A 17,518-nucleotide genomic window follows, 5' to 3' on the forward strand; every position below is an offset into this window, starting at 1 on the left:
TCTTGCGCGCTGTTGTCCCTGCCCGCGCCATTACACGCCACCGTGCTTTTCAACGCCACGCAGAAGCAGGTCCTTCACCGCCGACTTGGTCTCGTCCCACTGGCGATTGGTCAACTCGACCCCTTCGTTCAGGGTGGTGATCTGATGGGTAAAATCCGCATAGTGCTGCGTCGTTGCCCAGATGGCGTAAAGCAGATGACGTGCGCTAATCGGGCGGATCTGCCCGCGCGCAATCCACGCCTCGATCACCACGATCCGGTCTTCCGTCCAGGACCGCAATTCATCTTCCAAATAGTCCTGCACAATCGGCGCGCGCTGGATGATCTCATTCGCCCAGACTTTAGAGCCATAAGGCCGCGTCCGCGCCAGATCGAGCTTCGTGTCGATATAATCGCCCAGCGCCTGGATCGGGTCATTGTCAACGGTGATGCTGTCCGCCGCCGCGCGCCAGATATCAAAGATCTCGCCCACCACGCGACGATACAGAAGCTCCTTGGTCTCGAAGTAATAAACCACGTTCGATTTCGGAATACCCGCCTGCGCCGCGATTCGGCTGATCGACGCACCCGCGTATCCGAACTCGGCGAACACGCGTTCCGCGGCGGCTAGAATCCGCGCAGTCACTTCCTGCCGATTACGGCTTTGAATGCCTTTTGTCGCCATACTTACGTCAACACTTCACACCTTAATTCTGCGTAACTTTCGCGCAGTGCTTTCCCTTTTCGCACGAGATTTCCTCAGAAAACAGAACAATTCGCACGATCGGTCAGAAAAATGTTGACCGATCGTGCAGAAATCATCCAGCCTGAAGACAAGACGGAATCTAAATTCCGCATGCACATTCATGTGTACCCAAAGGGAGATGAATATGAACAACCGCAAAAACTTGCGTATTGATCCTGATCGGCTGTGGGACAGTCTGATGGAGATGGCCAAGATCGGCCCCGGCATCGCAGGCGGCAACAATCGCCAGACACTGACAGATGAAGACGCCGAGGGCCGCGCGCTGTTCCAAAAATGGTGTGAAGCCGCTGGCATGACGATGGGCGTCGATACGATGGGCAACATGTTTGCCACCCGTCCCGGCGAAGACCCGAACGCCCTGCCCATCTATATGGGCTCGCATCTGGATACGCAGCCCACCGGCGGCAAGTATGACGGCGTTTTGGGCGTGCTGGGCGGGCTGGAAGCGGTCCGCACGATGAACGACCTAAACGTCAAAACCAAACACCCGATCGTCGTTGCCAATTGGACCAACGAAGAAGGCACGCGCTTTGCGCCGGCCATGCTGGCCTCGGGCGTGTTCGCCGGCAAGCACACGCAAGACTGGGCTTATGATCGCGAAGATGCCGAGGGCAAGAAGTTCGGAGACGAGCTGAAGCGCATTGGCTGGGTTGGCGATGAAGAGGTCGGCGCACGCAAAATGCACGCGATGTTCGAGCTGCACATCGAACAAGGCCCCATTCTGGAGGCCGAGGGCAAAGACATCGGCGTCGTCACCCACGGTCAGGGCCTGAACTGGCTGGAAGTGACCATCGTGGGCAAGGAAAGCCACACCGGCTCGACCCCCATGCATATGCGCATCAACGCAGGCCGCGGCCTGGCGCTGATCACCGAGTTGGTGCACGAAATTGCGATGAAGCACCAGCCAAACGCGGTGGGTGCGATTGGCCATGTCGATGTCTATCCGAACTCGCGCAACATCATCCCCGGCAAGGTCGTCTGCACCGTCGATTTCCGCTCGCACCTGCAAGAGGTGATCGACGCCATGATCGCCGAGTTCGACGAGCGTGCGCCGAAGCTCTGCGCCGACATTGGCGTCGAGATGAGCTGGGAAATGGTCGGCACCTTCGACCCGCCCGCCTTTGACGAGGGCTGCGTGAAAGCGGTGCGCGATGCGGCGGAAGAGCTGGGCTATAGCCACATGGATATCGTGTCCGGCGCGGGCCACGACGCCTGCTGGATCAACGACGTCGCACCCACCGCAATGATCATGTGTCCCTGCGTGGACGGCCTGAGCCATAATGAGGCCGAGGACATCTCCAAGGAATGGGCCGCAGCTGGCACGGATGTCTTGCTGCACGCAGTGTTGGAAACGGCGGAGATTGTGGAATGACACAGGTGACGGTTCACCGGCAGGTGGGTCTGGTCGATGTCACTTATCGGCCTGACCTGAATGCAGTGAACCTAGTCTGGCACGCGGAGTATGATGAAGGCACCGGAGTTCGTGACGCAGTTCTTGCAGCCGCAGCCTATGCAAAGGCGCATGACGTTAAGGGCTGGCTGGCTGACATATCACGTTCCCGATCCGCTCTCAGCCCATCGGATCTTGATTGGGTCAATGGTGAAGAGTTCCACAATGCAATCAAAAGTTCTGGCCTGACGCGCTTCGTTCTGGTGCCTCCTTTGCCCGAAACAGGCCAAGACACCAGTTGGCTGGATGACTGGGAAAAGAATACGCTGGCGGCATTCGGGGCCGGCGTCGAGGCCAAAATCATTCGTGACCCAGAAGAGGTCTACGAATTTCTGACAACACCCACACGGGGAGAAAACGCATGAGCACCGTCATTAAAAACGGCACAATCGTTACCGCCGACCTGACCTATAAATCCGACGTCCTGATCGACGGCGGCGTCATCATCGAAATTGGCCCTGACCTGAAGGGCGACGAGGTGCTGGACGCCACCGGCTGCTATGTCATGCCGGGCGGGATTGACCCGCATGTGCACCTTGAGATGCCTTTTATGGGCACCTATTCCTCGGACGATTTCGAAAGCGGGACGCGCGCCGGTCTGGCGGGCGGCACCACGATGGTGGTCGATTTCTGCCTGCCCAACCAAGGTGAAAGCCTGCTGGACGCGCTGAAGCGGTGGGACAACAAATCGACCCGCGCGAATTGTGACTATTCGTTCCATATGGCGGTGACCTGGTGGGGCGAGCAGGTGTTTAACGACATGCAGACCGTCGTGCAGGAGCGCGGCATCAACACGTTCAAGCACTTCCTCGCCTATAAGGGCGCGTTGATGGTGAATGATGACGAGCTTTACTCGTCGTTTACGCGTCTGGCCGAACTGGGCGCGACCCCGATGGTCCATGCCGAAAACGGCGATGTGATTGCCGAGCTGTCGGCCAAGCTGCTGGCTGAAGGCAATACCGGCCCCGAGGCACACGCCTATTCCCGCCCTTCTCAGGTCGAAGGCGAAGCCACCAACCGCGCCATCATGATCGCCGATATGGCCGGCGCGCCGCTTTATGTGGTGCATGTGTCTTGCGAGGAAGCCCACGAAGCCATCCGCCGCGCCCGTATGCAGGGTAAGCGCGTTTGGGGCGAGCCGCTGATCCAGCACCTGACGCTGGATGAAAGCGAGTATTTCAACAAGGATTGGGACCACGCTGCGCGCCGCGTCATGTCGCCCCCCTTCCGCAATCAAAAACACCAAGACAGCCTGTGGGCGGGTCTGCAATCGGGCTCTCTGTCCGTCGTGGCCACCGACCACTGCGCCTTCACGACCGAGCAGAAACGTTATGGCGTGGGCGACTTTACCCAGATCCCGAACGGTACCGGCGGGCTTGAGGATCGGATGCCGATGCTCTGGACCCAAGGCGTTGCCACGGGTCGCCTGACGATGAACGAATTTGTCGCCGTCACTTCGACCAATATCGCGAAGATCCTGAACTGTTACCCGCGCAAGGGTGCCGTGCTGGTTGGCGCCGATGCTGACCTTGTGGTCTGGGACCCAGAGAAGTCCAAGACCATTGCCGCGGGCACGCAGCAATCCTCGATCGACTACAACGTCTTCGAAGGGCATCAGGTCAAAGGCCTGCCGCGCTTCACCCTGACACGTGGTCAAGTGGCTGTACATGACGGAGAAATCCGCACGCAGGAAGGTCATGGTAAGTTCGTCGCCCGTGAACCGAATGCAACGGTGAACACCGCGCTATCGAAGTGGAAAGAGCTGACAGCGCCGCAGCCGGTCAAACGCTCGGGCATTCCGGCGACGGGGGTCTAACGTGACAGCAGAAACGGTAATCAAGGCCGAGAACCTCTCTCTGACCTTTCAGACCAATGACGGGCCAGTGCATGCGTTGAAAGACGTGTCGCTAGACATCAAGAAGGGTGATTTTGTCAGTTTCATCGGCCCGTCGGGCTGTGGCAAAACCACCTTCCTGCGCTGCATGGCGGATTTGGAAACGCCAACGGCGGGCGACATCACGGTAAACGGCGTGTCCCCGCACGAGGCCCGCCGCTCGCGCGCCTATGGCTATGTGTTCCAGCACGCTGGGCTGTACCCATGGCGCACCATCGGGCGCAATGTACGCCTGCCGCTGGAAATCATGGGCTATCCCACGGCCGAGCAAGACGAGCGGATCAAGCGTGTGCTTGAGCTGGTCGATCTGGCAGGGTTTGAGAAGAAGTTCCCGTGGCAGCTATCAGGCGGCATGCAGCAACGGGCCTCGATCGCCCGTGCACTAGCCTTTGATGCGGATATCCTGCTCATGGACGAGCCCTTCGGGGCGCTGGACGAGATCGTGCGCGATCACCTGAACGAGCAGCTTTTGAAGCTTTGGGCCAAGACGCAGAAAACGATCTGCTTCGTCACCCACTCGATCCCCGAGGCCGTGTACCTGTCGACCAAGATCGTCGTCATGTCCCCGCGTCCCGGCCGAATTTCCGACGTGATCGAATGCCCCCTGCCCGCCGAACGTCCGCTGGACATTCGCGACACGCAAGAGTTTCTGGACGTCGCCCACCGGGTCCGCGAAGGGCTGCGCGCGGGGCATTCCTATGACTAGAACGCTGTTTCCTGTCCTGACTGTGCTCTTCGGTATTCTGGTGATCTGGTTCCTGGCCGTGGCACCGATGAACATCCGTGTCACATTGGATCAGGCGGCGCGCGCTGGGGGAGATGTCGTCCCGACAGAGGCCGTGGAACGGCGCAATGCCTCGACCCTGTCGCTTCTGCTGAACAATAAAAGCTATATCGCGGGCGGCTATGACCTTGACCGTCCACGCCTACCCACACCGACGCAGGTCGGCCAAGAGCTGTGGAAGACGACGGGCGCAATGATCCTGAAAGGCCGCACATGGTCGAAACGGTCGCTGATTTATCACGGCTGGATCACCCTGCAATCAACCTTCTGGGGCTTCCTTTTGGGCACATCGGTCGGCATCCTTGGCGCCGTTCTGGTGGTGAAATCCCGCGTGCTTGAAATGTCGCTGGTCCCTTGGGCCATCATCTCGCAAGCAGTGCCCATTGTGGCGCTTGCCCCGATGATCATCGTTCTGTCTTCTCAGGCGGGGATTGACGGGCGTGGGTTTCCGAAGGCGCTGATCTCGTCCTATCTATGTTTCTTTCCGGTCATGGTCGGCATGATCAAGGGGCTACGCGCCCCCAATGCCGAACAGTTGGACCTTCTGAAAACCTACTCGGCATCAGGCCAGCAGCAGTTCCTGAAACTGCGGGTGCCGGCATCCCTGCCTTATCTGTTCACATCGCTTAAGATTGGCGTTGCTGCCGCCCTTGTGGGGGCCATCGTGGGCGAGCTGCCAACGGGTGCGATCAGCGGGTTGGGCGCACGGATCCTGATCGGCGATCAGTTCGGAACGCCTTTGGCGATCTGGTCAGCCTTGTTCGCCGCGGCCATTCTGGCGGGCGTACTGGTCACACTTCTTGACCGAACGCAGCATGTCCTGCTGCGCAAGATGGGGATGCGCACATGAGCTGGATGATCTTCGCCTTTGTTTTCTGGATATGCGCCTGGGGCACCAATATCGCCCTTGTCCGGTCACGGCTGTCTGACACGACAGCGGTGAAATACACGGTGCCGATCCTGTTTGGCCTCACCATCGTTGTGCTGTGGGAGGCCGTGGTCCACAGCTTCGCCATCTCACCCGCCATCCTACCCGCCCCGTCAGCGGTGGCGGATCGTTTCATCAACTCGACCGGCATGCTGTGGGAGGATTTCGTCCAAACCGTCCTAAAAGGCGCGCTGCGCGGCTATATCATCGGCGTACTGGCAGCCTTTGTCGTCGCGATCCTGATCGACCGCTCACCCTTCCTGACGCGCGGCCTTTTGCCCATCGGGAACTTCGTGGCGGCTCTGCCCATCGTCGGCGTTGCCCCCATTCTGGTCAGCTGGTTTGGCTTTGACTGGCACTCCAAAGCAGCCGTGGTCGTCGTCATGGTGTTCTTCCCCGTACTGGTGAACACCGTCCAAGGTTTGCGCGAAACAGATGCGATGCTGCGCGACCTGATGAAAACCTATGCTGCGGGATACTTCAAAACGCTGCTCAAGCTGCGCATCCCCGCCGCAATGCCCTTTATCTTCAACGGGCTGAAAGTGGCTGCAACACTTGCCCTGATCGGGGCAATTGTGGCTGAATACTTTGGATCCCCCACCCGCGGTATGGGATTCCGAATTTCAACAGGTGTCGGCAGCCTGTCGATCGATCTGGTCTGGGCCGAGATCGTCGTCGCCGCCCTTGCGGGCACTGCCTTTTACGGCATCGTCGCATTTATCGAGAAAAAGGTGACCTTCTGGCACCCGTCACAAAGAGGCTGAGTAAATCAACCCAAAAACCAAACCAAAAATAATTCAACAAGGAGAGAACCATGAACCTTAAATCAATGATCGGCGCAGCTGCCCTTGCCGTTAGCGCAAGCGCGGCAACTGCGGCAGATGACGTTACGCTTCAGCTGAAGTGGGTCACGCAAGGCCAATTTGCGGGCTACTATGTGGCGCTTGAGAACGGCTATTACGCTGAGGAAGACCTGAACGTCACAATTCTGCCCGGCGGCCCGGATATTGCACCGACGCAGGTGATCGCAGGCGGCAGCGCAGACGTTGTTGTCGAATGGATGCCTGCAGCCCTTGCAGCGCGCGAAAAAGGCCTTCCGCTGGTCAATATCGCCCAACCCTTTGCGTCTTCGGGCATGATGCTGACCTGCTGGGGCGACGTGGGCATCTCCTCGCCCGCTGATCTGGCCAATCGCACCCTTGGCGTCTGGTTCTTCGGCAACGAATTCCCGTTCATGAACTGGATGTCGAAGCTGGGTCTGTCGACCGATGGCAAAAGCGAAACCGGGGTTGAAGTCCTGAAGCAGGCCTTCAACGTGGACGCCCTGCTGCAGCGCCAAGCCGACTGTATTTCGACCATGACCTATAACGAGTACTGGCAGGTGATCGATTCAGGTGTCAGCCCGGACGAACTGGTGACCTTCAAGTATGAAGACCAAGGCGTCGCAACGCTGGAAGACGGTCTGTATGTGCTGGAAGACAAGCTTTCGGACGCCGCCTTCACCGACAAGATGGAGCGTTTCGTGCGCGCCTCGATGAAAGGTTGGAAATGGGCCGAAGAGAATGCTGAAGCTGCAGCCGGGATCATCCTGGACTATGACGAAACCGGAGCCCAGACCGAGACCCACCAGATCCGCATGATCGGCGAGATCGGCAAGCTGACGGCAGGGTCGGACGGGTCGCTGAACGAAGCTGCTTACCAGCGCACGGTCGACACCCTGCTGGGTGGTGGTTCGGATCCGGTGATCACCAAAGCACCTGAAGGCGCCTGGACCAGCGCCATCACTGATGCAGCACTGAAATAATCAGTTGACATAAAACAGAAAACGGCGCGCCATTTCGGTGCGCCGTTTGCATTTCAACATCACGTTATAAGCTTGGTACCCGCGGCCGGACTCGAACCGGCACGGCCTATCCGGCCTAGAGATTTTAAGTCTCCTGTGTCTACCATTCCACCACGCGGGCCTAGCACCACTTTCACTATCCCTAATATCAGGCTGGGGCAACGCCAGATCACACCGACGTGCCATCTTCCTTCACGGCTTGCATCGCCACGTGGGTCGAGCTTTGTGCCACATGCGGCAAGGAACTGATCTTTTCCCCCAAGACCCGGCGATAGTCGCGCATGTCCTGCGTCCGCACCTTCAGCAGATAATCAAAATGGGCTGCAAGCATATAGCATTCCTCGACCTCGGGGATGGCTGCGACCCCTTCGTTGAACGCTGTCAACGCCGCCTCGCGCGTGTCAGACAGCTTTACCTCGACAAAGGCAACGTGGTCGCGGCCCATCCGAATTGGGTCGATTTGCGCACGGTATCCGGTAATTACGCCGGTCTTTTCAAGCTTTTTCAAACGCGCCTGAGTCGGCGATTTCGACAAGCCAATTTTCCCGGCTAGCTCGGTGATCGAGATCCGTCCATCCGTCGACAGAATATCCAGAATCAAGCGATCGAAGCGGTCAAACTCGGATTTCCATTCGTCCTGCATTTTTCGCCCCATTCAGACTCTATCATCATCCTGTAGCACTAATTCAGTCATTTTGGCTAGTCACTTTGGGTTATGATAGTCACAACGACAAGAAAGGAGATCCGCATGACCACTGATCTGCGCACATTGATTGATGACCTCGCCTATACGGATGAAGAGCGCCATATCGCTGGCCTTGTGACTTCGGCCAACCTATCTGACACCGATCGCGCGCGGATTGCGGCCAGCGGGGCGGAACTGGTGCGTGGTATCCGCGAAAGCTCGGATCCCGGCTTGATGGAGGTCTTTCTAGCCGAATACGGCCTGTCCACCGACGAAGGCATCGCGCTGATGTGTCTGGCCGAAGCCCTGCTGCGCGTGCCAGATGCGGAAACCATCGACGCGCTGATCGAAGACAAGATCGCGCCGTCCGATTGGGGCAAGCACCTTGGGCGGTCGTCTTCATCACTGGTGAACGCCTCGACCTGGGCGTTGCTGCTGACCGGTAAAGTTCTGGAAGACCGCGAGCCCGGTATCGCGGGCGCACTGCGCGGGGCCGTGAAGCGCCTGGGAGAACCTGTCATCCGAACCGCCGTCGGCCGCGCCATGAAGGAAATGGGCAGCCAATTCGTGCTGGGCGAGACCATCGGGGCTGCGATGAAGCGCGGGTCCAAGATGGAAGAGAAAGGGTTCACCTATTCCTACGACATGCTGGGCGAAGCGGCCCTGACCGACAGCGATGCGCGTCGGTATCAGATGGCCTATGCCAAGGCGATTTCCGAGATTGCGGGCGCCTGTACCTCGGACGACATCCGCTCGAACCCTGGCATCTCGGTCAAACTGTCTGCCCTCTTTGCACGCTATGAACGCGCCCAGCACAAGCGCGTCATCGAAACGCTGGTTCCCCGTGTCTCGGCCCTTGCACAGCTGGCGAAATCGGCAGGCATGGGTTTCAATATCGACGCCGAGGAAGCCGACCGTCTGCAGATTTCGCTAGATGTGATTGAAAAGGTGCTGGAAGACCCCGCGCTGGCAGGATGGGACGGATTCGGCGTCGTGGTGCAGGCCTATGGCCACCGCGCGGGTGCCGTCATCGACTGGCTGCACGAAACCGCCACCCGTCTAGACCGTAAGATCATGGTCCGTCTGGTGAAAGGCGCCTATTGGGACAGCGAGATCAAGCGCGCGCAGGTCGAGGGGCTGGAAGGCTTCCCGGTATTTACCCGCAAGGTCGCCACCGATGTCAGCTATATCGCCAACGCCAAGAAGCTTCTGGGCCTGACCGACCGCATCTATCCACAGTTCGCCACCCACAACGCCCACACCGCCGCGGCCATTCTGGACATCGCGCAGACCTCGGGTATCGACACGCAGGCTTACGAGTTCCAGCGCCTTCATGGCATGGGCGAGCGTCTGCACCAGATCATCATGGACGCGAACCGAACCCGCTGTCGCATCTATGCCCCCGTCGGCGCGCATCGTGATCTGCTGGCCTATCTGGTGCGTCGACTGCTAGAGAACGGCGCCAACAGTTCCTTCGTGAACCAAATCGTCGACGAAAGCGTCACGCCAGAAGAGGTCGCCGCCTGTCCGTTCGATGCGCTCGCAATCGAAGCCCCACACGTGCCCACGGGGCCCGAGCTTTTCGGAGCACGCAAGAACTCGATGGGTCTGGACCTAACCTATGACCCGCATCTCGATCAGATCGAGGCCGCGCGTGGGGCGTTCTCCAACACCGATTTCGTCGGTGCCCCGCTGATCTCAGGAACGCCTGCGGGTGGGCCGGTTATCACGGTCAAAAATCCCTCGACTCATACGCCAATCGGCCAGATCACATGGGCCAGCGCTGAAGATGTCGAGACCGCTCTGACCGCTGCTAAAGCATGGGATGCCAGTGCTGCGGAGCGCGCCAAGATCTTGAACCGCGCCGCGGACCTCTATGAAGAGAACCTCGGCCTCTTCTTCGCGCTGCTTTCGCGCGAGGCGGGCAAAATCTGGCTGGATTGCATGGGAGAGCTGCGCGAAGCCGTTGATTTCCTGCGCTATTACGCGAGCCGCGTGGACGATCACACCCGCGCACCGGTGGGCCTTTTCACCTGCATCTCGCCGTGGAACTTTCCTCTGGCCATCTTCACCGGCCAGATCGCAGGCGCGTTGGCCGTGGGAAATGGCGTCCTAGCCAAACCCGCTGAACAGACCGGGTTGATCGCACATGAAGCGGTAAAGCTTCTGCATCAGGCGGGCGTCCCAACCGACGTCCTGCAACTTCTACCGGGCGACGGCGTAACCGTTGGCGCAGCCCTGACGTCGGATGCGCGGATCAGCGGCGTCGCCTTCACCGGCTCCACCGAAACCGCCCAGATCATCCGCCGCGCAATGGCGGCGAGCATGGCCCCGTCTGCCCCGCTGATCGCGGAAACCGGCGGATTGAACGCGATGATCGTGGACAGCACCGCCCTGCCCGAACAAGCCGTACGCGACATCGTCGCCTCGAGCTTCCAATCGGCAGGCCAGCGCTGCTCGGCCCTGCGCTGCTTGTACGTGCAAGAGGACGTGGCCGAGGCCATGACCGAAATGCTGGTCGGCGCGATGAACGAGCTGAAGCAGGATGACCCGTGGCATCTACACACAGACCTAGGTCCGGTGATTGATGACGAGGCCTTCCAAGGCATCAAGACCTATGTGGACGCAGCCCGTGCCGATGGCCGCATCGCCCATGAACTGACCGCGCTGGAGGGCGGGTATTTCATCGCCCCGACCCTGATCCGTGTGAACGGGATTGAAGACATGAAGCGCGAAATCTTCGGTCCGGTGCTGCACATCGCCACCTTCAAAGCGGACCAGCTGGATCAGGTGATCGATACGATCAACGCCGCCGGATACGGTCTGACCTTCGGGCTGCACACCCGCATCGACGACCGCGTGCAGCACGTTTGTGACCGCATGCATGTGGGCAACGCCTATGTGAACCGCAACCAGATCGGCGCCATCGTCGGCTCGCAACCCTTCGGGGGCGAAGGCATGTCCGGCACTGGCCCGAAAGCGGGTGGCCCGATGTACATGGATCGGTTCTGTCAGCCTGCGCAGGTAGATCAACACGACGATGACGGATCAGCAGCCCCCGGCGCAGATGCGTTGTCAGGCGCGATCGCCAAGGCGCACAGCGATGCAACGCTGTCATCCTCACGCCTGCCCGGCCCGACCGGAGAGCTGAACCAGCTTTCGGTCCACCCGCGCGCGCCGTTCCTGTGCATGGGGCCGGGAAATGCTGCGGCTCAGGCCCAGAAAACCGCGATTGAAGCGCTTGGTGGCACCGCTGTTTTGGCGCCCAATCTGGCACCGGACGCTCTTGAAGCGGTCGACGGGATCGGCGGCGTGATCTTCTGGGGCGCAGACGAGGTCGCTCGTCAGATTGTCACCGCTCTGGCTTCGCGTCCCGGCGCGATCCTGCCCTTGATCACCGGCGCTCCGACGGCGGAAACGGTGACCCATGAACGCCACCTTTGCGTCGACACGACCGCCTCGGGCGGGAACGCCGAGCTCTTGATGCTGGCCCAAACCAAGGCGTGACCTGCCAACGACTTGACCCGGTGACACGCATCGGGTCAAGTCGGCCCATGTTTCCCATTCGCGATCACAACCCATCTGAACGTGTGCCCTTCGTCACCTACGCCCTGCTGGCGGTGAACACGGTGGTTTTCCTGTATATGTGGCCGCTTTATGAAACCGCAGCGGCCTCGCAGGTATTCATAGACTACGGCATGATCCCGCAGCGGTTATCGCTGGGATTGGGGCTGGAAACGCTTATCACCTCGATGTTCCTGCATGCAGGCTTCATGCATTTCGCGGGCAACATGCTGTTTCTGTGGATCTTCGGGGACAATCTAGAGGACATGCTGGGCCATGTCCGGTTCCTGCTGTTTTATCTGGCCACCGGAATTGCCGCAGCACTTTTGCAGTTCGCCACGGATCCCGGCAGTACCGTACCAATGATCGGCGCGTCCGGAGCAATCGCAGGAGTGATGGGAGGCTATCTGTTGCTGTTTCCCAAAGCCAAGGTCGATGTGCTGTTCATCATCGTGATCATCTTCAGGATCATCCCGATTCCAGCCTGGGCCGCCCTGCTGGTTTGGTTCGGACTGCAGCTGTTTAACGGCCTGGCATCCTTCGGAGCTGAAGGCGGAGGCGTCGCCCATTGGGCACATGCAGGGGGATTTATCGCTGGCTTTGCCTTGATCACGCCCGTTTGGTTGCGGCTTGGTGCACAGCGCTTTTGGTCACGCACACAGGGCCACCCCGACCATCCCGAAGCCACATACAAACTGTCCCGGTCCAGCATTCCACGGGCCGGGCGGCGTAAGCGCTAAGAGAACGTAGGATAAATCAACACAACGTGCCCACCCAAGTGGAAACGCCCGTGCGTGACTTAGTTCCCACCGACCGACTGTTTCGAGACAACTTCGCTGATCTTGTTCGCAAGGCTTGGAACACTTGACGTAACCGCAAACCCGGCGAACATGCCCATCAGCAGAATAGCGGCCGTCAGAACGACCCAATCAACGGTAACGGCACCATCTTCGCGACGCAGAAAACGCGCGAGTTTGGAGTATATGAGCGGCAACATAGTCATGTTGTAATCTATTGGCGAAATTTGCGGCACAAATATGTCGGGCTACTCTCTTTTTCAGCCTGAACGGGACTTGCCTTATAGATTCTTTACCAAATTGTCGAATTTCTCGAAGATTGGTTCGTTGGCGGCAACAATGCTGCCACTTTCAAGAATCGCGTCGCCCTCGACCGGAGCAACCATGCCGCCAGCTTCTTTTACGATCAGCAGGCCCGCCGCGATGTCCCACGCATTCAGGCTGCGTTCCCAGTAGCCGTCATAGCGCCCAGCGGCGACATAGGCCAAATCAAGCGCGGCGGAGCCAAAGCGGCGTACGCCAGCGGTTGCTGGTAGAATGCGGGCCAGATCCTGAAGCGTTTCCGGCAGATCAGAACGACCGCCAAAGGGCAGACCCGTGGCGAAGATGCACTCGATCAGGCGCGAGCGGCCCGACACGCGCAGACGGCTTTGGTTCAACCAAGCGCCTTCGCCTTTTTCGGCGTAGAACATCTCGTCCTTGGCAGCGTCATAGACCACGCCGGCGACGATCTCGCCCTTGTGCTCAAGCGCAATCGAAATCGCCCAATGGGGCAAACCATGCAGGAAGTTGGTGGTACCATCCAGCGGATCAACAATCCAGCGGCGGGTCGGGTCTTTACCCTCGGCCGCGCCACCCTCTTCAGCCAGCCAACCATAGTTGGGGCGCGCTTCCATCAGCTCGTCACGGATGATCTTTTCAGCAGAGATATCGGCCTTCGACACAAAGTCGCCAGCACCCTTCATCGAGACCTGCAGGTTCTCAACCTCGCGAAAGTCTTTCACAAGGCTGCGACCAGCCATGCGGGCCGCTTTGATCATCACGTTCAGATTTGCACTGCCTTGCATCGAAAAGACTCCTGAGGTTTCAAACGGCGCGTATAGCCCCGTACGCCTTGTTTGCCAAGCCTGAAAGGGCGTCAGCCACGTTGAAGTTTTACCGGTTCCGAGCGGCACAACCGGATCATATGCGCCATGAAGGGAACCATGGTGTCCTCGTCCCGCGTTGCCGCATACATCTGCTTGCGTAGACCGCCTTCCGTCAGCCGTTTCGTGATGAAATCAGGATTGCGTTTCGCATCGGTCAGAACCCAGTCCGGCAGCACTGCAACGCCGCGTCCGGCAGCGACCAGCATCAGGATTACCTCGGTCATCTCGACCTGCCTGAGTCCGCGCGGTTCGACCCGTTCGGGCGTCAAAAGCCCTGTGAACACATCGATTTTTGAGCGCTCCACCGGATAGGTCAGCAGCAGTTCCTGCTCGAAATCCTCGGCAACGACGAACTCCTCATCCGCCAGCCGATGCCCAGCCGCAGCCACAAAGCGCGGCTCATATGCAAAAAGCGGCGAGAAGGTAATGCCAGCCATATCGACCGGGTCCGAGGAAATGACAAAGTCCACTTCCTCGCGCCGTAGGGCTTCGATCGCGTCAAAGGCAAGGCGCTGGCGGATGTCCAGATCCACCTCCGGCCACGCATGCCGAAGCTTGTCCAGAACCGGAAACAGCCAGTCGAAACAGGCGTGGCATTCAATCGCGATGTGCAGCCGTCCAGAGCGGCCGGACTTCAGCGCGCGAAATTCCTCTTCAAGGCGGTCAATCTCGGGCAACACCTGTTCAGCCAGACGCAAGAGCTTCATCCCCGCCGGGCTTAACCGCATGGGCTTGGTCCGACGATGAAACAGCTCCATCCCGACCTGTTCCTCCAGCCCCTTGATCTGGTGACTTAGCGCCGATTGCGTAATGTGCAGAATGTCCGCCGCCCGCGCCAGAGACCCCGCATGGTGAATGGCGCGCACGGTGCGCAGATGCCGGAACTCGATGTACATGTATGATCCTCATGTTCTTTGTGAGAATTATGAATTTGTCTCACAACGCCACGTGAGGCACAAGGGGGCAACTTCGCCAAACTGACCCCGAGGACGCCATGACCACGCCAAATATCTCGTTCGAGTTCTTTCCCCCGCAATCGCTGGACGCTTCGTTCCGGCTGTGGGAAACCGTGCGCCAACTGGCCCCGCTGGATCCCAATTTTGTCTCGGTCACATATGGCGCTGGAGGCACCACGCGTGAATTGACCCATGACGCGGTGGGCACGATCCACAAGCATTACGGCTTAAACGTCGCGGCGCATCTGACCTGCGTGGAAGCGTCGCGCGAAGAAACATTGGCGATTGCGAAGAGCTATGCGGAAGTTGGCGTAAAAGAAATCGTGGCGCTGCGTGGGGACGCCCCGAAAGGCGCGGATCGTTTCACCGCACGCGAAGACGGGTTCGCCAACTCGGTCGAGCTGATCGAAGCCCTGGCCAATACCGGTGATTTCCACATCCGCGTCGGCGCCTATCCCGACCCCCACCCCGAGGCCGCTGATTTGGATGCCGACGTTGCGTGGCTGAAGCGCAAGGTAGATGCGGGTGCAGGATCAGCCATCACGCAATTCTTCTTCGAGGCTGACACCTTCTTCCGCTTCCGCGACAAATGCGAGAAAGCCGGGATCGACGTGCCGATCATCCCCGGCATCCTGCCTATCGAAAATTGGAAAGGTGTGCGCAAGTTCGCTGAGCGTTGCGGCGCAACGATCCCAACTTGGCTGGATGATGCCTTCCACAAAGCAGAACGTGACGACCGCACCGACCTGCTGGCCACCGCCCTCTGCACCGAGCTGTGCTCGGACCTGATCGATGGCGGCGTGGAAGACCTGCATTTCTATACGCTTAACAAACCCAGCCTTACCCGCGATGTGGCCCATGCACTGGGCGTCACACCACAAGTCAGCCTGGCTAAAGTTGCCTGATCCAGGCCACACCACGACGTCACAAACCTTGTGACCCAGCGTAAGTCTTGCATGAACTCACTCCCCACCTAGCCTTTCCGAACACCACTTCGGAAAGGCCTTTTTCATGCTGCATGCAACCTCGTTCGATCAACTGCCAACCCTTGACGTCACCGCCTCGATGTCTGGGCTTGAGTTCATGCAAGGTATTCTGAATGGCACCATGCCAGCGCCCCCCATCGGAGCCACGCTGAACTATCATCTACATGCGGTCGAGGATGGAAAAGTCACGTTTCACGGCACCCCTGAATTCGAGCATTGCAACCCTATGGGCACAGTTCACGGGGGCTGGTACGGCACGCTTTTGGACAGCGCGATGGCTTGTGCGGTAATGACGCGCGTGCCGAAGGGCTCAGTCTACACCACGCTGGAATATAAAGTGAATATCCTGCGCCCCATCCCGCGCGGCATGTTGATCGAGGCCACGGCGCAGGTCCAACACGCCGGACGCTCGACCGGGATATCTAAGGGCGAGATCCGAGGCGTCGAGGATGGCAAGCTCTACGCCACCGGCTCGACCACCTGTATCATCATGAAGGTTACTTAAAGCGCCAGCGACTGCACCGTCACGGTTTCAATCGCGCCATAGCCGTTGAACCGCGTAACAGTCGCAAAGCTGTAGGCACCCATACCTGCGATCAGAAGATAATCTTCTTCTGCTAGGTCCTCAGGAAGCGCCAGCGGATCGGGCAGTTGATCGATGGAATCGCAGGTCGGCCCGAACACAACGCGTTCTTCAAGCTTGCCCTTATGCGCGTCTCCGTCGGCGCGCACGGTTCTCAGCCGGTCCGGCACGCCAATGGACGGAGCTTCTGACAATGCGCCATAGATCCCGTCATTCAGATAGACGGCACCATCTTCACGGATCGCTTTGACACAAGTGGCCAGACTGAAGGCTTCAGCAACCATGGCGCGGCCCGGCTCGCAGACAAGCTCAGGCGCATCTTCGCCAAACTCGACCACCACTGCGGCGTGAATGGCATGAAAAATCGCCTCGAGGTCCGGCGCAATTCCACGATTGGCGGCAAAACCACCGCCCACGTTCAGGCGATGCAGGCGAATGCCCGCGCGTTTTGCGACGTCGGCACATTGCGAGACATAGGCGACCCACGCGGACGGATCGGCGCATTGCGTACCCGGATGGAAGGTCATGGATGGGATAAACCCCGCCGATTGAGCGTGCTGAAGCAGCGCAACCGCTTGATCGGGGTCGGCACCAAACTTCGCCCCAAAATGATAGGCTGCGCCGTCGACAGGAAGCGCCAAACGGACCGAGATTTCAACGCCTTGCGGCGGCACCTGTGCAATCAGCTTGTCCAGCTCGCGCGCGCTGTCGACCGAATAGGATTGCACGTTCAGGGCCACGGCCTGCGCAATCTCGGCCCGCGAACGCACCGGGTTGTTATAGTGCATTTCGACATCACGGGACACAGCACGCAGCGCCAGCATTTCAGCAGGGCTGGCTACATCGAAGGCCTGCAACCCGGCGGTCACAAGGTTTTCCAGAACCATCGGCGCATCGTTGGCTTTGACCGCATAGGTCACCAGCCCATCAAACCCCGCGATGAAGCGGCGCGCCGTTGCCTGCAACACAGCGGGCGCGAAGTACATGACGGGTTGCATTGGGCGCTCGGTCTTGAGGTGAGACAAAGGGGTCAGCCAAATCGAAGGTTGTCTGCTCATGGTCTTATTTCCGGGATCCTATTGACGCTAACCTTAGATTCACAAGCCGCGCCGTCGATTTCCAGTGGCAGTCCGGGCGAAATGCCGGTTAAATGTCG

Annotated in this window: 17 protein-coding genes and 1 tRNA gene; 11 read left to right on the top strand and 7 right to left on the bottom strand. The window is 59.2% G+C overall.

Annotated features, from left to right (window positions below):
• Positions 1–30: 30 nt before the first annotated feature.
• The gene (locus G0Q00_RS09140; protein ID WP_163038608.1) at positions 31–663 is read right to left on the bottom strand and encodes a TetR family transcriptional regulator C-terminal domain-containing protein; all 633 of its coding nucleotides are present in this window, start codon (positions 661–663) and stop codon (positions 31–33) included.
• Between the two features lie 205 nt (positions 664–868).
• Here G0Q00_RS09140 and G0Q00_RS09145 point away from each other — a divergent pair, with 205 nt between their 5' ends.
• From G0Q00_RS09145 to G0Q00_RS09175, 7 genes are read left to right on the top strand one after another with little or no spacing between them, the layout of a single operon-like run.
• Positions 869–2,116, top strand: a complete 1,248-nt coding sequence (locus tag G0Q00_RS09145; protein ID WP_163038610.1) for a Zn-dependent hydrolase — start codon at positions 869–871, stop codon at positions 2,114–2,116.
• Positions 2,113–2,559 carry a hypothetical protein gene (locus G0Q00_RS09150; RefSeq protein ID WP_163038612.1) on the top strand — a complete coding sequence of 149 codons (447 nt, stop codon included), beginning with the start codon at positions 2,113–2,115 and terminating at the stop codon, positions 2,557–2,559. The genes G0Q00_RS09145 and G0Q00_RS09150 overlap by 4 nt, the downstream gene beginning before the upstream one ends.
• Entirely contained in the window at positions 2,556–4,010 is a 1,455-nt protein-coding gene (gene hydA / locus G0Q00_RS09155) for a dihydropyrimidinase (protein WP_163038614.1), read from the top strand. Before G0Q00_RS09150 ends, hydA begins: the two co-directional genes overlap by 4 nt.
• A 1-nt stretch (position 4,011) precedes the next feature.
• The gene (locus G0Q00_RS09160) at positions 4,012–4,794 is read left to right on the top strand and encodes an ABC transporter ATP-binding protein (RefSeq protein WP_163038616.1); all 783 of its coding nucleotides are present in this window, start codon (positions 4,012–4,014) and stop codon (positions 4,792–4,794) included.
• Entirely contained in the window at positions 4,787–5,722 is a 936-nt protein-coding gene (locus tag G0Q00_RS09165) for an ABC transporter permease (protein WP_163038618.1), read from the top strand. The genes G0Q00_RS09160 and G0Q00_RS09165 overlap by 8 nt, the downstream gene beginning before the upstream one ends.
• Positions 5,719–6,564, top strand: a complete 846-nt coding sequence (locus tag G0Q00_RS09170) for an ABC transporter permease (protein WP_163038620.1) — start codon at positions 5,719–5,721, stop codon at positions 6,562–6,564. Before G0Q00_RS09165 ends, G0Q00_RS09170 begins: the two co-directional genes overlap by 4 nt.
• Before the next feature lie 50 nt (positions 6,565–6,614).
• A complete protein-coding gene (locus tag G0Q00_RS09175; protein WP_163038622.1) occupies positions 6,615–7,604 on the top strand; it encodes an ABC transporter substrate-binding protein in 990 nt (329 codons plus the stop codon).
• A gap of 73 nt (positions 7,605–7,677) precedes the next feature.
• Here the strand turns inward: G0Q00_RS09175 and G0Q00_RS09180 are convergent.
• Both G0Q00_RS09180 and G0Q00_RS09185 read right to left on the bottom strand, forming a co-directional pair.
• A tRNA-Leu gene (locus tag G0Q00_RS09180) sits at positions 7,678–7,764 on the bottom strand.
• A gap of 48 nt (positions 7,765–7,812) precedes the next feature.
• Positions 7,813–8,286: an Lrp/AsnC family transcriptional regulator gene (locus G0Q00_RS09185; protein ID WP_163038624.1), complete on the bottom strand. Its 474-nt coding sequence runs from the start codon at positions 8,284–8,286 to the stop codon at positions 7,813–7,815.
• A 105-nt stretch (positions 8,287–8,391) separates the two neighbouring features.
• On the opposite strand from G0Q00_RS09185, the gene putA reads away from it, so the two are divergent.
• Together putA and G0Q00_RS09195 are read left to right on the top strand one after the other, a co-directional pair.
• Positions 8,392–11,835 (top strand): bifunctional proline dehydrogenase/L-glutamate gamma-semialdehyde dehydrogenase PutA, encoded by a 3,444-nt coding sequence (gene putA, locus G0Q00_RS09190; RefSeq protein WP_163038626.1) that lies wholly within the window; start codon positions 8,392–8,394, stop codon positions 11,833–11,835.
• Between the two features lie 47 nt (positions 11,836–11,882).
• Entirely contained in the window at positions 11,883–12,632 is a 750-nt protein-coding gene (locus G0Q00_RS09195; RefSeq protein WP_163038628.1) for a rhomboid family intramembrane serine protease, read from the top strand.
• Positions 12,633–12,691: 59 nt separating this feature from the next.
• Here G0Q00_RS09195 and G0Q00_RS09200 read toward each other — a convergent pair whose 3' ends face one another.
• From G0Q00_RS09200 to G0Q00_RS09210, 3 genes are all read right to left on the bottom strand, one after another.
• Positions 12,692–12,889: a hypothetical protein gene (locus G0Q00_RS09200; RefSeq protein ID WP_163038630.1), complete on the bottom strand. Its 198-nt coding sequence runs from the start codon at positions 12,887–12,889 to the stop codon at positions 12,692–12,694.
• A gap of 81 nt (positions 12,890–12,970) precedes the next feature.
• Positions 12,971–13,756 carry an inositol monophosphatase family protein gene (locus G0Q00_RS09205; protein ID WP_163038632.1) on the bottom strand — a complete coding sequence of 262 codons (786 nt, stop codon included), beginning with the start codon at positions 13,754–13,756 and terminating at the stop codon, positions 12,971–12,973.
• Positions 13,757–13,827: 71 nt separating this feature from the next.
• The gene (locus tag G0Q00_RS09210; RefSeq protein ID WP_163038633.1) at positions 13,828–14,733 is read right to left on the bottom strand and encodes a LysR family transcriptional regulator; all 906 of its coding nucleotides are present in this window, start codon (positions 14,731–14,733) and stop codon (positions 13,828–13,830) included.
• A 98-nt stretch (positions 14,734–14,831) separates the two neighbouring features.
• Between G0Q00_RS09210 and metF the strand changes: the two genes are divergently transcribed.
• Both metF and G0Q00_RS09220 read left to right on the top strand, forming a co-directional pair.
• Entirely contained in the window at positions 14,832–15,698 is an 867-nt protein-coding gene (gene metF / locus G0Q00_RS09215) for a methylenetetrahydrofolate reductase [NAD(P)H] (RefSeq protein ID WP_163038635.1), read from the top strand.
• Positions 15,699–15,804: 106 nt separating this feature from the next.
• A complete protein-coding gene (locus tag G0Q00_RS09220) occupies positions 15,805–16,284 on the top strand; it encodes a PaaI family thioesterase (RefSeq protein WP_163038637.1) in 480 nt (159 codons plus the stop codon).
• On the opposite strand, the gene G0Q00_RS09225 is transcribed toward G0Q00_RS09220, so the two are convergent.
• Positions 16,281–17,420 carry a type III PLP-dependent enzyme gene (locus tag G0Q00_RS09225; RefSeq protein WP_163038639.1) on the bottom strand — a complete coding sequence of 380 codons (1,140 nt, stop codon included), beginning with the start codon at positions 17,418–17,420 and terminating at the stop codon, positions 16,281–16,283. The genes G0Q00_RS09220 and G0Q00_RS09225 overlap by 4 nt on opposite strands.
• Between the last annotated feature and the right edge of the window lie 98 nt (positions 17,421–17,518).

Source organism: Aliiroseovarius sp. PrR006 (assembly GCF_010500215.1).
In the GTDB taxonomy this organism is placed as follows: Bacteria; Pseudomonadota; Alphaproteobacteria; order Rhodobacterales; family Rhodobacteraceae; genus Aliiroseovarius.

Excerpts from the sequence above, each read along its gene's own strand:
- G0Q00_RS09140 (WP_163038608.1), bottom strand. The coding sequence starts at position 663 with ATGGCGACAAAAGGCATTCAAAGCCGTAATCGGCAGGAAGTGACTGCG.
- G0Q00_RS09145 (WP_163038610.1), top strand. The coding sequence starts at position 869 with ATGAACAACCGCAAAAACTTGCGTATTGATCCTGATCGGCTGTGGGAC.
- G0Q00_RS09150 (WP_163038612.1), top strand. The coding sequence starts at position 2,113 with ATGACACAGGTGACGGTTCACCGGCAGGTGGGTCTGGTCGATGTCACT.
- hydA (WP_163038614.1), top strand. The coding sequence starts at position 2,556 with ATGAGCACCGTCATTAAAAACGGCACAATCGTTACCGCCGACCTGACC.
- G0Q00_RS09165 (WP_163038618.1), top strand. The coding sequence starts at position 4,787 with ATGACTAGAACGCTGTTTCCTGTCCTGACTGTGCTCTTCGGTATTCTG.
- G0Q00_RS09170 (WP_163038620.1), top strand. The coding sequence starts at position 5,719 with ATGAGCTGGATGATCTTCGCCTTTGTTTTCTGGATATGCGCCTGGGGC.
- G0Q00_RS09175 (WP_163038622.1), top strand. The coding sequence starts at position 6,615 with ATGAACCTTAAATCAATGATCGGCGCAGCTGCCCTTGCCGTTAGCGCA.
- G0Q00_RS09185 (WP_163038624.1), bottom strand. The coding sequence starts at position 8,286 with ATGCAGGACGAATGGAAATCCGAGTTTGACCGCTTCGATCGCTTGATT.
- putA (WP_163038626.1), top strand. The coding sequence starts at position 8,392 with ATGACCACTGATCTGCGCACATTGATTGATGACCTCGCCTATACGGAT.
- G0Q00_RS09195 (WP_163038628.1), top strand. The coding sequence starts at position 11,883 with ATGTTTCCCATTCGCGATCACAACCCATCTGAACGTGTGCCCTTCGTC.
- G0Q00_RS09200 (WP_163038630.1), bottom strand. The coding sequence starts at position 12,889 with ATGTTGCCGCTCATATACTCCAAACTCGCGCGTTTTCTGCGTCGCGAA.
- G0Q00_RS09205 (WP_163038632.1), bottom strand. The coding sequence starts at position 13,756 with ATGCAAGGCAGTGCAAATCTGAACGTGATGATCAAAGCGGCCCGCATG.
- G0Q00_RS09210 (WP_163038633.1), bottom strand. The coding sequence starts at position 14,733 with ATGTACATCGAGTTCCGGCATCTGCGCACCGTGCGCGCCATTCACCAT.
- metF (WP_163038635.1), top strand. The coding sequence starts at position 14,832 with ATGACCACGCCAAATATCTCGTTCGAGTTCTTTCCCCCGCAATCGCTG.
- G0Q00_RS09220 (WP_163038637.1), top strand. The coding sequence starts at position 15,805 with ATGCTGCATGCAACCTCGTTCGATCAACTGCCAACCCTTGACGTCACC.
- G0Q00_RS09225 (WP_163038639.1), bottom strand. The coding sequence starts at position 17,420 with ATGAGCAGACAACCTTCGATTTGGCTGACCCCTTTGTCTCACCTCAAG.